Raw genomic sequence first — 14,818 nt, 5'->3', positions numbered from 1 at the left:
GCCCTTCTCACCTGCGCTTACGTGCGCAAGGGGGGGGTCCGATCTAAATCGGACCCCCGAATGGACCCCCGAATGCGCCCCCGAATGGCGGGGGCAATGGCGCAGGGGATCGGGATGCTCGCTACCCGGCCCGACGCTCGCGCGCGTGCTGCTCCTCGGCGCCGTCCGCAGGTTCGCTCAGCAGGGCGAGGGTGGCGGGTTCGGGTTCGGCCTCGATGGCGGCCAGGGCCCGGCGCAGCGCGGTGAGGGTGCGGGTGGCGGCGTCGCGGCGTCCGGCGGCGAGTTGGAGGCGGATGGTGTGTTGGGCGAGTTCCTCGTTGGCGGGGTCGTCGGTGAGGGCGTCGTGGAGGAGTTCGAGGGCTTGTTCGGTGTGGCCGTCGGCGGCGTGGTGTTCGGCCAGGCGGACTCGGGTGTCGATGGCTTGGTGGGCCAACGCTTCGCGTGTTTCGTCGGCGAACGGGTAGGTCGAGCCGTCCAGGTAGGGGCCGCCGTAGGCCTTCAAGGCGAGGCTGCGGAGCGCTGCTCGGGCTTGTGGGTCGGTCTCGTGGGCGGCGTCGCGCAGGGCCGTGGTGAATTCCGCGAGATCGCTGGTTATTTCTCGGGGGTGCAATTTATATCGGTCGCCGGAGCGGGTGAAGAATTGGGCGGATCTCGGGCCTGTTCTACCGAGTAGTCGGTGGGCGGATCGGCGAATGTTGGCCAGTTCTCGTTTGGTGTCCTCCGGGTCGGTGGGCAGGTTCAGGCTGTCGGATATTTCCTCGACGCGTACTCCGTTGGGGTGGGCGGCCAAGAGTCCGAGGAATTCGCGTACGCCTTCCTTCAGGGTGGGTCCCAGGGGTACGGGTGTCCCGTCGACGTCGAGGCCGAACGGGCCGAGCACGCGCAGGCGCAGCGCCGGGCGGGGCGCGCTGTCCGTTGTGGGGCGCGGGGGTTCGGTCGCCGGCGCCGTGTGTTCGTGCTCGTCGGCGGGCGGGGGTTCCTCGGTCGCGTCGGGCGGCTCGGGGGCGCGGTCCTGGACGGGGTCCGGGCCGTCGAGGTCCTCCGGGGTGGCGGGTTCGGTGGTGGTGTCCGCGGGTTGCTCGGTGGGGAAGACGGGCTGGGCGTCGGGGTCGGCGCCTTTCTGCGGGTGCTCCGAGTCGTCGCCGGATTCGTCCGCGTCGGTGGCCGGTTCGGGCGTAGTCGGGGTGGGGCGGGTCGGGAGGGTGACCGGGACGCTGACCGAGGCGCGGCGGCCGGGGCCGGGGGTGGTGCGGGTCATCGTGGTGGGCATGCCGGTGGGGCCGGGTGGTGGTGTGCGCCGGGTGGTTCGGCGGGCGGGGTCGCGGAGTGGGCCGACCTTGACGCGGCCGCGGGCTGTGTGGAGCAGTGCGATCAGGTCCGCGAGGTGGTCCGGGGCCAGGTGGAAGAACCTGACGGGTGGGCCGACGGCGTGTTCGGATCGGGTGAGGGTGCCGTCGTCCTGGATGTGGCAGGTGGCGCCGGACCAGGGGCCCAGGGTGAGGACGGCGACGCCTCCGTCGGTGCCGTGGGCGGCGACGGACCGCAGGCGTGGGAGTCGGGTGGGGTCGGCGGTCGTGAGCAGGATCATGGTGGGTCGTGGTTCGGGTTCGTCGGGGTCGGTGTCGTCGGTGTTCTCGTGGTCGTGGTGGTGGCCGAGGATGTGGCGTTCGGCCTCGTCGAGGGCGTGGTCGAGGTCGTCGACGATCAGGAGTGGTGCCGAGCGGGTGGCGGTGGCGGGGTCGTAGCCGGGGAGTAGGCCGGCGGCGTCGTCCGCGGTGAGGACCAGGCGCACGGGGGCGGGTGCGGGGCGGGTGCGTTCGGCGGCGGTGAGGACGCTCATGGCCACGGCCCGGGCGACGCCTGTCGCGCCGGGTCCGGTGAGGCCGAGGCCTCCGCCGTTGGTGGCTTCCCACACGGTGATCTCGCGGCGGCCCTTGGCGCCGATGGTGATGGTTCCTGGGGGTGCGGGTTCGGCCGGGGTCGGGCGGCGGCGTGGCGGTTCCTCGGGGGCGGCTGTGCGGCTGTGTGGGGTGCTGTGTTCGGCTGTGGGGGTTGGGGGTTCGCGTGTTGCGGTGCGGGTCCACAGGTGGGCGTGCTGGGCCGCGCGGACGACTCCGTCGAGGGGTGGGGGGCCCGGGTCGTCGATGCGGTGTCGGCGTCGTCGGTGGGCGCGGGCGAAGACGAGCGCGGCCGCGATGCCCGCGGCGAGGGTGACGCCGATGAATCCGGCGGTGCCCACGTCGATGCCGACCGGCCGGCCCGATTCGGTGTCGTCGTGCTGGGGTGCCGGGGGGACGGTGGCGGGGGTGGTGCCGGTGGGTGGCGCGGTGGTGGGTGGCGCCGGTGGCGGTGTGAGGGCTTGGGGCGGTGGCGCCGGGATGGCGGGATCGCTGGTGGCGGGCGGCTGTGTGGTCTCGGGGGCGGCGGTCGGGGGTTCGGCGCCCGGGGGTGGTGTTTGGTTGTTCGGTGGAACGGGAGTCGTGGGTTGTTCTTGGGTGGGAGGTTCGTCGGTCGCGGGCGGGGCCGGGGCGTGGGGAGTGGTGGCGTCGGCGGGCAGGTGGAGGATCCAGCCGGGCTCGATGTGGTCCGGGTCGCTCAGGCGGGCGCCGTCGGGTTGGGGCAGGGTCTTGCTGAGTTTGTAGATCTCGGGCCAGCGCAGCGGGTCGCCCAGGCGGGCTTGGGCGATGTCCCAGAGGGTGTCGCCTTTGTGGACGGTGTGCGGTATCGGGGCTCCGGCGTCTACCGCCCGCGTGGCCGTGGGGCGTTCGTCCTTCGACGGCGACGTGGGTGTGTGGAGGTCCGCGACGGTGGCGGCCTGCGCGATTCCGGGTGGACGGTGTGTGTGCTGGGGCGCGGTGGGGGCGGCGACGGCGGTGCCGGTGCGCCACATCGCCAGGATGGTGAGCATCAGGCCGCCGACCAGGACGGCGGCGACCATGCGGTAGGCGGGCAGCTCGGCCAGGTGCGCGGCGTGCGCGGCGCGGGCTCCGGTGTCGGCGGCCAGGGCGGGCAGGCGGCGGGCGTACCACCAGAGTTCGCCGACGATGTTGAGGACGAACGCGCACCAGCAGATCCAGGCGACGACGGCCAGGAGTCGAATGAGGGTGTCGTCCTCGAGCGGTTGGGAGAGGTTGTCCCAGGCTTGGCTCGGTGAGCCCCATCCGTCGTCGTGGCGCCAGGGGTTCGGGTTGCCGACGAAGCGGACGAGCAGCCACGGGATGCCCACCGTGATCACGGCCAGGCCGGCGGTGCCGAACAGCAGGCGCAGGCCGGCGCCGGCCGCGTGCAGGACACGGCGCGGTCCGGTGGAGTGGCGGGTCGAGGTCATGGCGTGCCCCCTGGGCGGGAGTCGTTTTTGGTGAGGACGCCGCGCTGCGCCTCGGCGGTGGCCGTGGCGGTGACCGTGATCTCGGAGACCCCGGCCAGGGTGAGGATCTGGGTGCGCTGCTTGTGGGTCACGTTGACCGTCACCCGGGCCCCGGCGACGGTCGCTGTCCCTCGATACCCGGCTGCGGCGAGGGAGTTCAGGGCGGCTTGTCGGCCTTGTGCGGGGTCCACGGCGGTGGGGCCCAGTCCGCGGGCGGCGGCCAGGTCGAGGGCCTGTGCGCCGGCTCGGGCGGCTTCCTGAGCGGCGTCGAGCGCGTCCGTTTTCGCCGCGAGAGCGAGGCCGCCGTCCAGGACGAGGCCGGCGCACAGCATCAGGCCGGCAATCAGGACGGCGACGAACGCGGTGATGCGGCCTGTGTCGCCGGTCGGGTCCGCCCGGCGCATCCGTGCGCGGAGGCTTTGGGCGCATGCGGCGGGGAGGTTCATCGGGAGCTCCCGGTGGTGCCGCGGTGGGTGTCCACGGCGGAGGTGGCGGTCGCGGCCAGGGTGCGGCTGCCGGGCATGCCGGAGGCGGTGACGTCGGAGAGGTCGACCGTGCACCTGACCGTGACCCTCGCGACGCCCCCGGGAGCGAACGCGGAGACGTCGACGCTCACTCCGAGGTCGCGGCAGGACAGACCGGCCGAGTCGAGTGCGCTGCGCGCGGTGCTCTCCGCGCGGCTGCGAGCGGTGACCGGGTCACGGGCCAGGGACGCGGCCCGCGCCGCCTGGTGCGCGGCGTCCTTGACCTCGATCCTGTTCCCCGCCAGGCGTCCCGCGGCGACCACCAGCAACAGGACCAGGATCAGGAGTGGCAGGAGGATGGTGAGTTCGGCCGTGACCGACCCCGCGTCCGGCCGTTCTTTCACGTGCGCGATGCGGCGGTGTGCGTGCTCCAGGGCGCGGCGGGCTCGGGTCGAGGGCATTGGTCATCTCCCCGTGCCGGTGTCGGGCTTGAACGTGTCGACGGGGCCGGAGACGACGGCTTTGACCCTGGGGTGCATTCCGGGGACGACCGAGGCGCTGCTGCCGGTGATGACCACCCGCACGGTGGTGGTGTCCCGGGTCACCCGCACCGACGGGCCTCGGAGTGTGCTGCCGCCGATCGCGGCGAGGACCGACTCGGCCCGGGCCTGCCCCGAGGCTGCGGTGCCTCCGTCGGCACGGGCCTGGGCCAGGGCGCGTGAGGCGGCGGCCTGGGCGACGTGTTGGGCGTGCGCGGCCACGGCGAACTGCACGATGAACAGCAGGATCAGCATGAGCAGCGGCGTCATCACCGCCAGCTCGACGCTCACCCCGCCGGAGTCGTCGCGCAGCTTGGCGCGCACGCGCCCGAGGTTCCCCGGGGCGGGCTCGGGGCGCGTGGGGACGCGGCCCAGGTGGTGGGCCGGGGGTCGGGGGCCGGGGGGCGTGATCGTGGTGGACATGGGCGGTTACAGAAAGGCGGCGAACGCGTGGGCGACGAACGTGTGGGTTGCGGACACGGCGGTGTGGGTCGCGGCCTCGACGGTGTCCATCCCAAAATTGATCGAATTGGCTTTCGCGACGATCTTGTTCCGGAGGATCAGGAGCACCGCGATCGCGATGGCCAGGAGCGTCGCGGTGACGATGATCGTCTCGGTGCTGTAGCCGTCGTCCTCGGTGCGCACCCGGCGCCAGAGCGCTCGGGCGGACGTCCCCGTGCGGGACTTGGCAGGCTCGCGGGTGGGGGTGCCGTCCTCGCACGGGGTCGTGTTCTCGTCCGGGGTCTTCATCGGTTGCCGTCCTTTCTTGCGTACGAGTCGTGCGTTCGCGGCACGGGTTTCGGGTGGTGTCTCCGCGGGGTTCACAGGCCGGTGGTCACCGCGCTGACGGCGGGATAGCCGATGAACAGCAGGAAGCCGGTGAACAGCACCGCCAATGGCAGCGTCATGCGTTCGGTCGCGGAGCTCGCCGCGCCCTGGGCGTCGGTGATCTGCCGGGTGCGCATGCTGACGGCCTTCGAGTTCAGCGAGGCCCGCACTTTCGCGCCCTCGGATCCGGCGAGGGCGACGGTCGCGGCGAGTTCCTGGAGTTCGCGCACGTCGAGTTCCTCACCGAGGCGGGCCAGGGGCTCCCAGGGGGCGGTCCTGGTCAGCGCCGCGGTCGCCAGGGCGCGGCGCAGTTGGCCGGCGGCCCAGCCGCGCGGGACGGACGCGGCGTCGTTCAACGCCTGGTCCACGCCGGCGCCGCCCGCGAGGGAGACCACGGTGAGGTCCAGGAAGACGCTGAGGGCGTGGCGCATCTCGGCGCGGCGGGCCCGAGCCTTGGACCGGACGTCGGCATCCGGGGCGAGGAACAGGGCGGCCCCGAGGAACACGGCGGCCCCGATGGGGAACACGATGCCGCCGTCGACGACTCCCCCGGCCGTGAGCAGGGTCAGGAGCAGCGGGGGGAGGATGACGCCGGCGACGCCGGCTGCGGCTTTCTCGGCGAGGTGGCGCTCCACACTGCGGCCGAGCACCTGCAGGTCGCGGCGCAGGCCGGCGTTGGGCAGGCCCAGGGCGAGGAGGGCGGGGACGAGGACGCGGCCGGCGCGTGCGGACCAGCGCTCGTCCTCGGCGGCGGTGATGGGCGCGGGTGTCGCGGGGCGGTGCAAGGCGGCGAGGGCGTCAGCCAGGGGGATCCGGGGTGGGAACGCGCCTTTGAGGGCCATGAGGATGCCGGTACCGGCGAGGGCGCCGAGGAGTACGGCCCAGGTCACGAGGGGATCGCCTCCCGGGTCGTGGTGGAAGTGGTGGGGTTCTGGAGGAGGCGGGCGGGTGCGGGGATCGCGGCGATTTTCGCCATCCAGACGAATGCCAGTCCGAACAGGCCTCCGACGCCGGCCAGGACGATCTGTCCCGTTCCGGTGTCGAACGGATCGAGATAGGTGCGGTTGAGGAGGACGAGGCCGGCGGCCATGGTCAGGGTGGTGGCGACGACGATGCGCACGCTGGTGTGCACACGCGCGCGTTCCGCGTCGATTTTGAGACGCATGACGACCTGCTCGCGGGCGGCTTCGGCCAGCGTGCCGAGCAGGGCGGCGAGTTGGCGTGCCTGGCGTTCGGCGGCCAGGACCAGCGCGGTGACGACGAGGTCGCAGGTGGGATCGTCGACGTCGTCCGCGAACGCCCGCAGCGCGTCCGGGAGTCGCTCCCCGGCGTCGATCCGCCCGGCCAGGGCGCGCACCGGCCCCGCGAGGGCGGTCGGCGGCGCGGCGGCGGTGGCGCGCAGGCCCTGTTCGAGGCCGGCGGCGGCGGAGAGGGTGTCGCGGAGCATCTCGGTCCACACCGCGACCGCCTCGATCCGCTCGGTGCGCTCGGTCGCTCCGCTGTCCGGGGCGACGATCCGGGGTACCAGCAGCACGGCGATGGTGGTGAGCAGTCCGCCGACGGGCCAGCCGGTGAGCACGCCGGCGACGATGCCCGCGACCACGGCGCCGATCACCAGGCGTTGGTGACGCAGGATCTCGCGCATCGCGAGCAGCCAGCGGGGGGTGGGTGTGGGGTGGGTGTCGGCTTCCGGGCGCACGGGGGTGCCGCGCCATCCCGCCGCGGCCAGGACGACGCCGCCCGCTGCGGCCATGCCCAGCAGCCCGCACAGCAGCACCGTGGCGTTCACTGGTGGCCTCCCCATCCGGCGCCGGGGTAGCCCCCGTTTCCGGGTTGCCAACCGACGCGGGCGAGGCGCGCCGCGGTCTCCGCGCGCACGGGTGTCGCGGGCACGGCGCGCATGTCCGGACCGGGGCGGTAGACCTCGTTGGAGACGACCTGGGGGCCGTCGGCGCCGACGATCTCGCGGACGGAGGTGACGACGCGCCGATTGTCGGTGGACCAGCCGACGTGGACGACGACGTCGACGGCGGCCGCCACCAGGAGGTTCGTCGCCTCCATGGACAGACGTTCCGGGGATTGGGCGGCGTATGCGGCGAGTTTGACGAACACCTCGGCGGACGTGCTCGCGTGGATCGTCGACAGGGAGCCGTCGTTGCCCTGGGACATCGCGTTGCACGCGGGCACGACCTCGGACCCGCGGATCTCGCCCACGATCACCCGGTCCGGCGCCATCCGCAGCCCTTTGCGCACGAGTTCGGCCTGGTCGACCTCGCCGACACCTTCGAGGTTCGCCTCACGGGCCTGCATGGCGACCACGTCCGGGTGCGCCTTCTCGTCCCGTTCCAGACCCAGCTCGAACGTGTCCTCGATCGTGATCAGCCGCTCGTGCGGCGGGATCTCGGACACCAACCCGCGCAACAGGGTCGTCTTGCCGGTGTTGGTGCCCCCCGCGACCAGGATGTTCATGCGGGCCCGCACCAGGGCGCCCAGCAACTCCTTCAGGTCGCGGTCGAACACCCCCAGGCCCTCCAGGACGTCGAGGGTCACCTTGGGGAAGCGGTGCCGGCGGATCGACACCGACACCCGCGGCGTCAGGAACATCAGCGCGAACAGGCGGCTACCGTCGGGGAGTTGCAGGTTCAGGCTCGGCTGGGTGCGGTCGATACGGCGCTCCTCCGCGCCCGAGCGCGCGGCGACCGTGCGCAGCAGCTCGACCAGCTCCTCGTCCGAGCCCACGAACGGCTCGACCCGCTCCTTCCGGCCGCCCGCGTAGGTGACGAACACGTGGTCGTAGCCGTTGCAGTTGATGTTCTCGATCTCGGGGTTCTGCAGCAGTCGCTCCAAGCCTCCGAGTCCGAACAGGCCGTCGACGACCAGACGGGTCACCCGGGCCTCGGCGAGTTCGTCGAGGGGGGCCCGTCCGGCCTGGAGTCGCGCGGAGGTGTCGGTGGCCAGTTCGGAGGCAAGGAGCCGGCGGACGGTCTCCTCGCGTTCGGCGACCGTCTGCGGGGGCCGGCCGGCGTCCTCCAGGCTCTGGGCGTAGGCGGTCATCCGGGGACCGATGCGCTCGCGCAGCGCGGCCGCGTACGCCTGCTCGTCGCTGCCCGGTGTCTGCTCGTAGCCCGCCCACGGCAGGTGGGCGGGGTCCTCGGGGGTGCTCATCGGTGCGTTCCCTTCTCGGCTCCGGTCGGGGGTACCGCCGAGGGCGGTAGGGGGGTTCGGGCGATGGGGAGTTCGACATGACGGCGCACCTCGCGGATCAGCTCGTCCATCGCCGCGCCCAGGGTCCGGCGGCCGCGTCGGCGGCGCAGCGGGGTCCCGTGTCGGATCGCGTCGACCGCGTCGGGGTCCCACGGCAGGTGTTGCACGCGGTCGAGCCCCAGGTTCCGGGCGATCTCCGCCATCGGATACGGGCACGGGCCCACCACGGCCAGGCACATCCACGACGCGGCGGCCTTGAGGTCCTCGATCCCGGCGGCGACGTGCGCGAGCGCGTCCACCCCGCCCCGGCAGACCAGGACGAGGGCGTCGGCCGCACCCGCCCACGAGGACTCGACCGCCCCGAGCCGGCCGACGTCGACGACCAGGACGCCCGAATCGGCCGCCTCGTTCGAGGCGCGCACCGCGGCGAACGATGCACGGGCGAGGAGCTCGCTGCCGGCGCGTGCCTGCGCCGCGCTCGCCGGAGCCGGCACCAGCAACGCGCCCGATTCCGTGAGGGGTTGGGCCCAGCGAGCGATCAGGTCGCCCGAATCCGAGTCGTGGCGCACCGATGCGGCCAGGTCCAGGAGACCGGGGGTGTCGGACAGGCCGCGCCACGCGGCCGCGTCGCCGCCCGAGGGGTCCGCCTCCAACAGCAGGCGGGCCGCGCGCTCTCCCGTCCCGGACGACTGGGCCGACCGGGTCCGGGAGTCGTCCGTGCCTTCAGCGTCGGGCCATTGGGTGGCCAGTGCGAGCGCGGTCGTCGTGGCCCCGGGGGCGCCTTTGACCGAGGCGACCACCACCATCCGGCGCATCACGGCACCTCGGCGGTCGTCGCGGGCAAGACCACCAGGCGCGGCTCGCGCATCGCCGTTACCACCCGCGACGCCGGAATCTCCACCAGCAGACTCACCGCGAAATCCTGCGTGTTGGCGGCGGCACCGCCCACGGTGACCACGGTGGCCACCACCCGCGCCGCCGGCGGCTCGGAAGCCGGAGCGGTACCGGCGGCCGCGGCCGGCTGCGCCGCCTCCATGACGGCCACACGCTGACCCTCGCGCAACTGCGCCGGCGCGCCGCCCGGCTTGATCGACACGGACACCACCGCCCGCCCCGCCGGCGGGAACGCCTCGGTTTCGCCGAGGAACGAGCGCTGCAGCAGCGCTCCCGCCTCCAGCGGCACCAGGGCGACACGGCCGACGACCTGCGCCCGGTCGCCGTCGCGGAACAGGCCGAGTCCGCCGTCCTCGGCCACCTGGACCCGGCGCAGATCCCCGTCCGCGATGACCTGCCCGGCCGGGACCGGCCGGGACAGGGCGAGCACGGTGTGCCGGTCGCCCAGGCGCTGCGCCAACAGCGCGAACACCAGGCCGGCGACGACGACCAGCGCGATCCCGCCCCACAACCAGCCGCGCCTGCGGCGGCGTTCGCCCACCGCGGCCGGGGGCTTCTTCGCCGCGCCGCGACGCACCTCGCCCGACGGCGTCCGCGCGGTGGAACCCCGCGCGCGGCCGCCGTTGAGGCCCGTGCGTGCAGCCGAATCGGGCATGGGGGTACCCACAACTCGCCTCCCATCAAATGTCCGGTCGAGCTTCCGAGTTGACGTCGCGTCAGGAATAGGGGGTCAGGAGCGGTAGTTCACGACGACGGCCTGGACCTCGGCCACCCGTGTGGTGATCTGTCCGGTGGTCTGCATGCCCGGCACGACGCCGGTCTGTCCGGCGCCTGCCCAGGTGACCGTCCACGAGATCGTGGCCGACACCGCATACGCCGCACCCGGCTGCGTCGCCGATGAACGCGTATAGGTGTGCCCGCAGTCCGGGGAAGCGGAAGCCGGGGCGAACCGGGTCGAGTACGCCGTGCCCGGCCCCGCGCAGGTGACGGTGGACCCGTCGCCCATCGTCCACAAAACGCGCTGCGGGGTCGCGGTCGCAGTCACCGACACTCCGGGAACCTCGGCTGTCGCCGACACCGGCGCCCACGACGCGGGATCGATCCACAACCAACTCGGCACACCCACGATCTGCTCACCGACCGGATTCGTCGCGATCACCGGCGACGGCAACTGGAGTTGCGACACCGCCGTCTGCGCGACCTCCTGCGGCGACGGCGGGGCAGGTGGCGCGGGCTGACCGGGCTGGGCCGGTGGCACAGGCGCGTTCAACCCGGGGATGGGCATCTTGGGCAGCTTGAGATCCGGCGCCTGTGGTCCGGGCCCGGCGGGGTTGTGACCGGTCCCGACCGGAGTCGTGGTCTGGCCCCCGCCGCCGGGTGTGCCCGTTCCGGGGTTGCTGCCGGCGCTCACGGTGCACTGCGACCCGTTGCAGGTGACCTTTCCACTTCCGCCGTTGGTGGTGCCGACGATGTCATCCGCGAACGCCTGGCCGCAGTTTCCGGCGATCAGCAACCCGAGGGCGGCTCCCAGCACGAGGGAGCGGGGCATCAGCATGTGCCCACCCCCTCAATGCTGAGGTGGGTAACCCTCCAGCCAACGGCAGTGCGCGTCACCGTGGCCTCGGCCCGGTGATGGCCTCCCGGCACGTCGTCCGCCAACTGCCCGTCGGACACTCGGTACTTCAGCCAGCGGGAGCTGTCAACGCAGTCCGCCACGGTAACCCGGTCTTCGGATTCCCCGACCACGCGCGGTGAGATTCCCGGCTCTCCCTTCGCCACGAGCCCCTTCTCCTTGTTGTCCAGGTTGCTCCCGACGAAATACGCCAGGGCGTCGTCGTGGGCGTACTTGCGCAGTTCCGGATCCTCGGCAGCGGAGGTGGCCGCTGCCTTCGTCGCGGCGGCCCACAGGTTCCGGTAGGTCGCGAGAGCCTCGGCCTGCGAGACCGGCGTCGAGGACGTTGGGCTCGCTGTCGAAGGCGGCGTCGTCTTCTTCGCCGTGGAGGAGTCACTCGAGTTGCATCCGGCCACCACGACCGACAGTACGGCCAGCCCGACGGCCGTCATCGTGCCCCGCATATCCCGTCCCTTTCCCCCGCCGACATGGCCCGGCTATCCGATTCGGTGATCACGCGGTCACGCCAGCGGATCACACATGGTCCCTGACCTGCAGAGAAAGCGGTAGGTCGTCGTAAGTGTCGCCGTTTGAGTGCCATCGTGATCATGCCTCCCTGATCTTGCCTATTTGATCTTGCGCTCTGCGACGTATCGGCTCCCACCTGCGAAAACAGGCTCGACGGACGTAATCGACAAGTGACAGGATGTAACGCGAGTGGCCAGTGCGGGTGTTGACATCGGAGGAAACCGCAAGTCGATTTTCGGACGCCACGGCGTGGGGTCGTGGCCATGTGGGGGGATGATCGTTGGACGTCGACGAGATACGTCGCGAGGACCTGAACCACCTGCTCACGACCTGCCGGGCCCGGATCGACCCGGTCGCCGTGCACCTGGGTCAGCGCCCCGGGCACCGCGGTCCGGGTCTGCGGCAGAACGATGTCGCGGCGTTGGCCGGAGTCAGCGCCCGCTGGTACGCCACTCTGGAACGTGGCGACCATGACGCTCCCAGCCCCGGGATGCTGCGCCGTGTCGCCGCGGCCCTGCACATGACCGAGACGGAACGCGAGCGTCTGTTTCTGCTCGCGGAGACCCACTGCGAAGGCCCGCGTCTTCGCCAAGCCGTCCCGGTCGAGCAGTATCGCGAGCTCCTGCGCCGGCTCGAACCCGGTCGGGCGGCACTCTTCGACCATGCGATGAACCTGGTCGACGCCACCGCCGACTTCCGCACATGGCTGGGCACCTCGACCGAGGGGCCGTGGGTCAACGCCCTGACGTGGGCGTTCGGTCCGGTCGCGGCGCAGCGTTTCGCCGACGTGGACCGGCTGCGGGACACGGCGGTGGCCGTGGCCCGGGAGTTGAGGGTTCGGCGGCCGTTCGACGTGGACGTCGCGGCCGCGTTGGAGGCGTTGCTCGCCCTGCCGGGCATCACTGCGCACTGGCACAGCCAGGACGCCGCCCTGGTCATGCCGGTCGCCGCCCACAAGGTCGTGGCCGAGGACGGCGGGGTTCACGAGATGCTCGCGACCACCACCCGACTGGCAGGTGGATGGTCCCTGTTCGTGATGTACGAGCCAACGGTAGCCGGCTGAGGCCCCGGGGCGCCAGGGGTGGACGGCATGAAGTGACCCCGTGCGCTGGGGGAGGCGCGCACGGGGTCACGGGTGGCCGCCGCGTGGGCGGGGCGTGGCGGCCGGGAGGGATGGTCAGGCGGCCCGGGGGCGGTAGGGGCGGACGACCGGCTCGTACGCGAGTCGGTGGTGGTCGGCGTGCGGGTCGCCGATCTCGACCCGCACGTCGGGACGCAGCGCCACGCAGTACCACTTGTCGTCGTATTCGGCCTTGCGCAGGTCGGAGGGGAGTTCGTCGAATACGACCAACCGGCTGTGGAGCCATTGGAGTGTGTGGCGAAGGGTTCCGAAGTCGAGCGCGGTCCGCCTGCCCCATGCGGCGCGAGTGCGGTCGCTGAGGCCGGAGAGGTCCACCTGTTCGTGCTTGAGGTCGAAGTCGAGGAGCGTCTCGCCGCGTTCGTCGAGGACACGCTTGGGATAGGTGTCCTCGTGGCTGTAGTCGTGGTCGTCGAAGACCGCCAGCAGCAGGTAGGCCGCTTCCGGCAGCGCCTCGGTGATGGTGTCGGCGATGCGGCGCATCAGGGTGTCGGTTGCCGTCCGGAACATGTCGTCGGCTGCTTCGAAGGTGTCGAGGCAGGGGGCTCCCTGTCGCGACAGCAGACGCGCGCCGCCGGCGGCGGTCACGGCCGTGGCCGAGATCGGCAGCCCGACGCGCACGTCCGGCACCCGGGGATCGAATCGGGGGAACACGCCGCCCATACGCCGCAGCCGGTCGAGGATCTCCTCGTGGCAGGCGCGCCGCGCGAGATCGAAGTCGCCCCAGTAGGCGCGCAGTCGCGGATCCGTGACAGCCGGGATCTCACCGTCGCGCAGCCGAAGGAGGGGACGCCCGAACGCGTCCACGACGTACAGGTGGGGGTCGAGGACCGGGTCGGGGTCGACATCGGGGACGGGCTCGTACGGGACGGCGAGGACGTGGGCGTCGGGACCGGCGAGGTGCGCCAGGGTGGCGGCATAGACGTCGGCCAATTCCCGCGCGACGTCGCCGGTCCGAACGTCGTGGCGTGCGGTGTGGCCGGCGAACGCATCGAGGTCGAGGTCGTGTGTGGTGGTCATCGTGCCTCCCCTTGCGATGGCAGTGTCGATGCACGGTCCGGCGCCCGGAGGGGCCGGGCGCCGGAGTTCTTCGTCAGCCGAGTCGCCCCGGCGGTACTGGCTGGAGCCTGCGGTGGCGGGTAGCCGGGCCCCACCCGAGCCGGCGGGGCTCGTGGAAGTGCTGCGCGCTCGCGTGGGGCGTCAGCCGCAGGCAATACATGCGCCCCCCGTACCCGGGGGCGCGGGGCAGGCGGTGTGCGCCTTCCGGGAGTTCGTCGAATCGGGCTCCCGCGCGGTGGAGGCGACGGATCGCCTCGACGAAGTCGAGATAGTTCGGGACGTGCCCCCACGCGAGGCGCAGGTATTCCGGCAGAGGGCCGAGGGCGGGATCCGGCATGTCGAACTCCTGCACGATGTCCCCGTCGGCGTCCAGCATGTGCACGAGGTCGATGTACTCCTCGTCCTCGCCGAGGCGGTGTTCGAGGGTGAACACGAGATAGTGCGCGCTGGCGTAGAACGCCCGCAGGGTGTCGCCCAAGAGCCGGGCGTGGGCGTCCGCCGTCACCTGGAATCGGGCCGTCTCGGCGTCGAGGTCGTGTTCGTTGGCGTGGCGGGCGTAGGGGTCGGCCCAGGACAGGCGCCGGCCGCCGGCCTCACGAAGGGCGTCGTCGCTCAGCGGCAGGCGTTCCCCACGCCGGGCCCGTGGGAGCCGGGGAAGGATCGCCCCGCCTCGACGCAGGGCATCGACGACCGTCAGCAACGACAAGGGGCAGTCCGGAAGCAACGGGTCCCAGAGGTTGAGGAGTTCGGAATCGGTGACGCGCGGGAGGTGGCGCTCCGCGATCCGCAGGACGACGTGGTCGTCGGGGTCGAGCACCAGGGGGCGGTCCGTGTCACCGGGGACGTGTGCGGGGTCCGGGTCCGCGTCCTGGGTCGGCATGAGCAGGGTGTGGGCGTTCGGACGCATGACGAGCAGGGTCCGTGCGAGCAGTTCGGCGAGGCCGTCGCCGGTGCTGTTGCGGAACTTCGTCAGCGCCGCGTCGTACGTGGCGATCGAGGTGGGGTTGACGCGTGTGGGCACGGGGTCTCCGGTGGGTTTGGCGGTTCTCCTCCGCGAATCCGTTCACCAACGACATTACATAGTCTATTACGACATCGCAATAGACTCATAAATTGACGTTCCACGGTTCGGGTAACGCCTTCGGTACCGCCGCAGGTCGGCGCCCGGGTAACGAAAGCGGTACC

General features: G+C 72.2%; 15 protein-coding genes. 1 reads left to right on the top strand and 14 read right to left on the bottom strand.

Annotation, left to right across the window (positions count from 1 at the left end; genetic code table 11):
- Positions 1 to 121 precede the first annotated feature (121 nt).
- From OG928_RS48690 to OG928_RS48635, 12 genes are all read right to left on the bottom strand, one after another.
- On the bottom strand, positions 122 to 3,328 hold the full coding sequence (locus OG928_RS48690; protein ID WP_331738758.1) for a BTAD domain-containing putative transcriptional regulator: 3,207 nt from the start codon (positions 3,326 to 3,328) through the stop codon (positions 122 to 124).
- Complete coding sequence (locus tag OG928_RS48685) at positions 3,325 to 3,813, bottom strand: pilus assembly protein TadG-related protein (RefSeq protein ID WP_331738756.1); 489 nt, start codon at positions 3,811 to 3,813, stop codon at positions 3,325 to 3,327. The genes OG928_RS48690 and OG928_RS48685 overlap by 4 nt, the downstream gene beginning before the upstream one ends.
- On the bottom strand, positions 3,810 to 4,292 hold the full coding sequence (locus tag OG928_RS48680) for a TadE/TadG family type IV pilus assembly protein (protein WP_331738753.1): 483 nt from the start codon (positions 4,290 to 4,292) through the stop codon (positions 3,810 to 3,812). The genes OG928_RS48685 and OG928_RS48680 overlap by 4 nt, the downstream gene beginning before the upstream one ends.
- Positions 4,293 to 4,295: 3 nt before the next feature.
- Positions 4,296 to 4,793: a TadE family protein gene (locus OG928_RS48675; protein WP_331738751.1), complete on the bottom strand. Its 498-nt coding sequence runs from the start codon at positions 4,791 to 4,793 to the stop codon at positions 4,296 to 4,298.
- 6 nt (positions 4,794 to 4,799) lie between these two features.
- Complete coding sequence (locus OG928_RS48670; RefSeq protein WP_331738749.1) at positions 4,800 to 5,120, bottom strand: hypothetical protein; 321 nt, start codon at positions 5,118 to 5,120, stop codon at positions 4,800 to 4,802.
- Positions 5,121 to 5,191: 71 nt separating this feature from the next.
- A complete protein-coding gene (locus OG928_RS48665) occupies positions 5,192 to 6,088 on the bottom strand; it encodes a type II secretion system F family protein (protein WP_331738746.1) in 897 nt (298 codons plus the stop codon).
- Positions 6,085 to 6,987 carry a type II secretion system F family protein gene (locus OG928_RS48660; RefSeq protein WP_331738743.1) on the bottom strand — a complete coding sequence of 301 codons (903 nt, stop codon included), beginning with the start codon at positions 6,985 to 6,987 and terminating at the stop codon, positions 6,085 to 6,087. Before OG928_RS48660 ends, OG928_RS48665 begins: the two co-directional genes overlap by 4 nt.
- Positions 6,984 to 8,363 (bottom strand): ATPase, T2SS/T4P/T4SS family, encoded by a 1,380-nt coding sequence (locus OG928_RS48655; protein WP_331738741.1) that lies wholly within the window; start codon positions 8,361 to 8,363, stop codon positions 6,984 to 6,986. Before OG928_RS48655 ends, OG928_RS48660 begins: the two co-directional genes overlap by 4 nt.
- Positions 8,360 to 9,217, bottom strand: coding sequence for a hypothetical protein (locus tag OG928_RS48650; RefSeq protein WP_331738738.1), 858 nt, complete (start codon positions 9,215 to 9,217; stop codon positions 8,360 to 8,362). Before OG928_RS48650 ends, OG928_RS48655 begins: the two co-directional genes overlap by 4 nt.
- On the bottom strand, positions 9,217 to 9,951 hold the full coding sequence (locus OG928_RS48645) for an SAF domain-containing protein (protein ID WP_331738735.1): 735 nt from the start codon (positions 9,949 to 9,951) through the stop codon (positions 9,217 to 9,219). The genes OG928_RS48650 and OG928_RS48645 overlap by 1 nt, the downstream gene beginning before the upstream one ends.
- A gap of 75 nt (positions 9,952 to 10,026) precedes the next feature.
- A complete protein-coding gene (locus tag OG928_RS48640) occupies positions 10,027 to 10,851 on the bottom strand; it encodes a hypothetical protein (RefSeq protein ID WP_331738733.1) in 825 nt (274 codons plus the stop codon).
- Entirely contained in the window at positions 10,845 to 11,360 is a 516-nt protein-coding gene (locus OG928_RS48635; RefSeq protein WP_331738731.1) for a hypothetical protein, read from the bottom strand. The genes OG928_RS48640 and OG928_RS48635 overlap by 7 nt, the downstream gene beginning before the upstream one ends.
- 356 nt (positions 11,361 to 11,716) lie before the next feature.
- Here OG928_RS48635 and OG928_RS48630 point away from each other — a divergent pair, with 356 nt between their 5' ends.
- A complete protein-coding gene (locus tag OG928_RS48630; RefSeq protein ID WP_331738729.1) occupies positions 11,717 to 12,499 on the top strand; it encodes a helix-turn-helix domain-containing protein in 783 nt (260 codons plus the stop codon).
- Between the two features lie 114 nt (positions 12,500 to 12,613).
- Here OG928_RS48630 and OG928_RS48625 read toward each other — a convergent pair whose 3' ends face one another.
- Together OG928_RS48625 and OG928_RS48620 are read right to left on the bottom strand one after the other, a co-directional pair.
- Positions 12,614 to 13,594 (bottom strand): hypothetical protein, encoded by a 981-nt coding sequence (locus tag OG928_RS48625; RefSeq protein WP_331738726.1) that lies wholly within the window; start codon positions 13,592 to 13,594, stop codon positions 12,614 to 12,616.
- Positions 13,595 to 13,667: 73 nt separating this feature from the next.
- A complete protein-coding gene (locus OG928_RS48620; protein ID WP_331738724.1) occupies positions 13,668 to 14,654 on the bottom strand; it encodes a hypothetical protein in 987 nt (328 codons plus the stop codon).
- Positions 14,655 to 14,818: the final 164 nt, after the last annotated feature.

Origin of the sequence: Embleya sp. NBC_00896 (assembly GCF_045207785.1) — a bacterium.
In the GTDB taxonomy this organism is placed as follows: Bacteria; Actinomycetota; Actinomycetes; order Streptomycetales; family Streptomycetaceae; genus Embleya.
The sequence above is the reverse complement of the archived record's forward strand: the minus strand, read 5'-3'. Positions and strand labels throughout refer to the sequence as shown.